Source organism: Vannielia litorea, assembly GCF_018424695.1.
GTDB classification, from domain to species: Bacteria; Pseudomonadota; Alphaproteobacteria; order Rhodobacterales; family Rhodobacteraceae; genus Vannielia; species Vannielia litorea_A.
In genome coordinates this window covers 1-2,461 of sequence record NZ_QTNQ01000178.1, presented here as the reverse complement: position 1 = coordinate 2,461, position 2,461 = coordinate 1, and the positions used below count along the sequence as shown (strand labels likewise).

Sequence of the window (2,461 nt, the reverse complement as noted above, 5' to 3'; positions counted from 1 at the left end):
CCGCACCTGGGTGCCCTTCTCGGGCAGGTGGCTGTCACCGGGATAGAGCCGGTGGATCTGCTCCAGCCCCACCCGCGCGCCAAGCCGCCCGATCAGGTCATCCAGCGCGGTGTCATTCTTCAGCCGGGCGGCGGCATCGGCGCTGGCGCCCGCGTGGCCCCGGTGCTGCACGGCATGAACCGGCTCGGTGACGGTGGCGATGAGGCGGATGGCATCTATCCCGTCGCCCGCATCCACCTCGCCCAGCTTCATCCGGATCAGCGGGCGCAGCCTGTCGGGCTCGGCGGAAGGGCGGGCGAGGCCCAGCTCGATGTTCTGGCTGGTGTGGTCGCAGCGCATCAGGTGCAGCCGAAGCCGCCGCGCGCCCATGCCTTGCGCCCTGAGCCGCACCTCCAGCGCGGGCAACAGCCGGTCGATGGCCTCGGCCACATCCACTTCCAGCCCGATCGGCTCGGGCAGGGTGAGGCGCACCGCATAGATCGGCGCGGGCCGGGCGGGGGAGACGGGCTCGGGCGCGGCGCCGAAGGCCTGGTCGAGCCGCAGCACCAGATCCTTGCCGAAGCGGCGGGCGAGGGCGGCGCGGGGCTGGGCGGCCAGCTCTTCCACCCGCTTGAGGCCCAGCCGGGCGAGCTGCTGCACCAGCTTGGGCGGCAGGCGCAGGGCGGCCAGCGGCAGCGGGGCCAGCGCCTCGCGGGCGTGACCGGGCGCGGCGATGCGGCCCTCGGGCGAGAGCCGGCCCGCGCCCATCGGCGGCGCCCCGCCGCGCTCCCAATGCCGCCGCTTCACCGCGCGGGCGCGGGTGGCATAGGCCTCCTGGTCGATCGCATCGCCCGAGCGCAGCGCGCCCGCCCCCTGGCCTGCAAACCGCGCCAGCGCCCAGGCCGCGCCGACGGTGTCGGCGACGCCGGCGCAAACAGTCAGCCCGAGGTGGGCGCAATCGGCCTCGGCCTCGGCCATCAGCTCCGCCTCACCGCCGAAGAGATGCGCGCAGCCCGAGATATCCACCACCAGCCCGTCCGGCGGCGCCTCGCGGATCCAGGGTGAGAACTTGCCCGCCCAGCGACGCAGCACGGTGAGAAAATCACCCTCCAGCGCGGGCCGCTCCAGCCGGGTGACGAGCTCGGGGCAAACCGCCTGCGCATCGCGCAGCGGCTGGCCAGGGCGCAGACCGGCAGCAGAGGCGGCGGTGGAGAGCGACACCAGGCTTGCCAGGTTGCCCTGCTCGCGCACCACCGCCAGCGGCACCTCGGCCAGCGCGGGCGCGGCGCGGATCAGCCGCTCGGCGGCAAGCCGAGGGAACCACAGCGAGAGAATCCGGCGGTTGGGCATGGGGCAGCATGAATGTTCATTGTTTGTTCCAAGCTACCCGCCAGACCGCGTGGAGTCGAGTCGGCGCGGCGTTCACAAAATTCCTATCCGTCGCGGGTTGCCACCCCGGGCGCGAACCGCTTTGGTCCTCCAATGACACACCGCCGACTGACCGCCGCCGCCCTTCTGATCTTCGCCCCCTTTGCCGCGACCGCCCATGACGGTGTGCAGAACCCGGCGGTCAAGAAACGCATGGCGGTGATGAAGGAAATCCAGTCGGGGGTGAAGGTGATGGGCGAGATGGTGAAGGGCGCGCGTCCCTTCGATCCGGCCGAAGCCGAGGCAGCGGCAGAGGTGATCCGCGCTGCCGCACCGCGCGTCGTTCCGAGCTTCACGCCCGAGGCAGACGACCCGAAATCAGAGGCCAACCCCCTCATCTGGAGCGAGTTTTCGCAGTTCGAGGCCGAGGCAGCCGCCCTGGAGCGGGCGGCCACGGGGTTTGATGGCTCCACGCCAGAAGCGCTCAAGGCCAGCTTTACCCGGCTCGGCAAGGCCTGCCGGTCACGCCATGAGCACTACAAGGAATGAGCCGCCTCAGCCGCAGGTGATGCGGGAGATCATGCCGTTCGGATCGAGGTAGAAGTTCATCCGGTAGGGGTTGTACTCCTGCGTCACGATCCCGCCGTGGGGCACGACGCGGGTCTGCCGGGTGACACCGAGTGTGGGGATCACGCTTGCGGGCTGGCCGATGGCACGCTCGCGATAGGCAGAGGCGCCGCAGATGTCGGGCTCACGTTCCACCAAACCGCTGTCCACGTTGTCCTGAATCGGCGCATCGTTGGGGGGCAGCTCTTCAACGGGCGGCTGGCAGGCGGCAAGCGCGGTCAGCAGAATCAGGGCCTTCAGGGTTTTCATCACGTGCGTCTTCCCATATCCGGTTGAATGAACGCGGAGTTGCCCCCACGGTTCCGCACGACAGATTAACGGGAGTTTCGAAAAATGAAAACGCGTGCCGCAGTCGCTCTAGAAGCCGGCCAACCGCTTGAGATCATGGAGGTTGAGCTTGAGGGGCCGAAGGCCGGGGAGGTTCTGGTCGAGATCAAGGCGACGGGGATCTGCCACACCGACGAGTTCACCCGCTCGGGGGCGGACC

General features: G+C 69.8%; 3 protein-coding genes and 1 pseudogene. 2 read left to right on the top strand and 2 right to left on the bottom strand.

The genetic code is table 11. From position 1 onward, the window contains the following. Positions 1–1,329: Y-family DNA polymerase (locus DYI42_RS23755; protein ID WP_213549587.1), on the bottom strand; the 1,329-nt coding region annotated here is incomplete at its 3' end. A gap of 132 nt (positions 1,330–1,461) precedes the next feature. Here DYI42_RS23755 and DYI42_RS23750 point away from each other — a divergent pair. Further along, complete coding sequence (locus tag DYI42_RS23750) at positions 1,462–1,896, top strand: c-type cytochrome (protein ID WP_213549585.1); 435 nt, start codon at positions 1,462–1,464, stop codon at positions 1,894–1,896. Between the two features lie 6 nt (positions 1,897–1,902). Here the strand turns inward: DYI42_RS23750 and DYI42_RS23745 are convergent, their stop codons facing one another. Continuing rightward, positions 1,903–2,223, bottom strand: a complete 321-nt coding sequence (locus DYI42_RS23745; protein WP_244868119.1) for an I78 family peptidase inhibitor — start codon at positions 2,221–2,223, stop codon at positions 1,903–1,905. Positions 2,224–2,307: 84 nt separating this feature from the next. On the opposite strand from DYI42_RS23745, the pseudogene DYI42_RS23740 reads away from it, so the two are divergent. Further along, positions 2,308–2,461, top strand: a pseudogene (locus tag DYI42_RS23740) (S-(hydroxymethyl)glutathione dehydrogenase); the annotation flags it as partial.

Excerpts from the sequence above, each read along its gene's own strand:
- DYI42_RS23750 (WP_213549585.1), top strand. The coding sequence starts at position 1,462 with ATGACACACCGCCGACTGACCGCCGCCGCCCTTCTGATCTTCGCCCCC.
- DYI42_RS23745 (WP_244868119.1), bottom strand. The coding sequence starts at position 2,223 with ATGAAAACCCTGAAGGCCCTGATTCTGCTGACCGCGCTTGCCGCCTGC.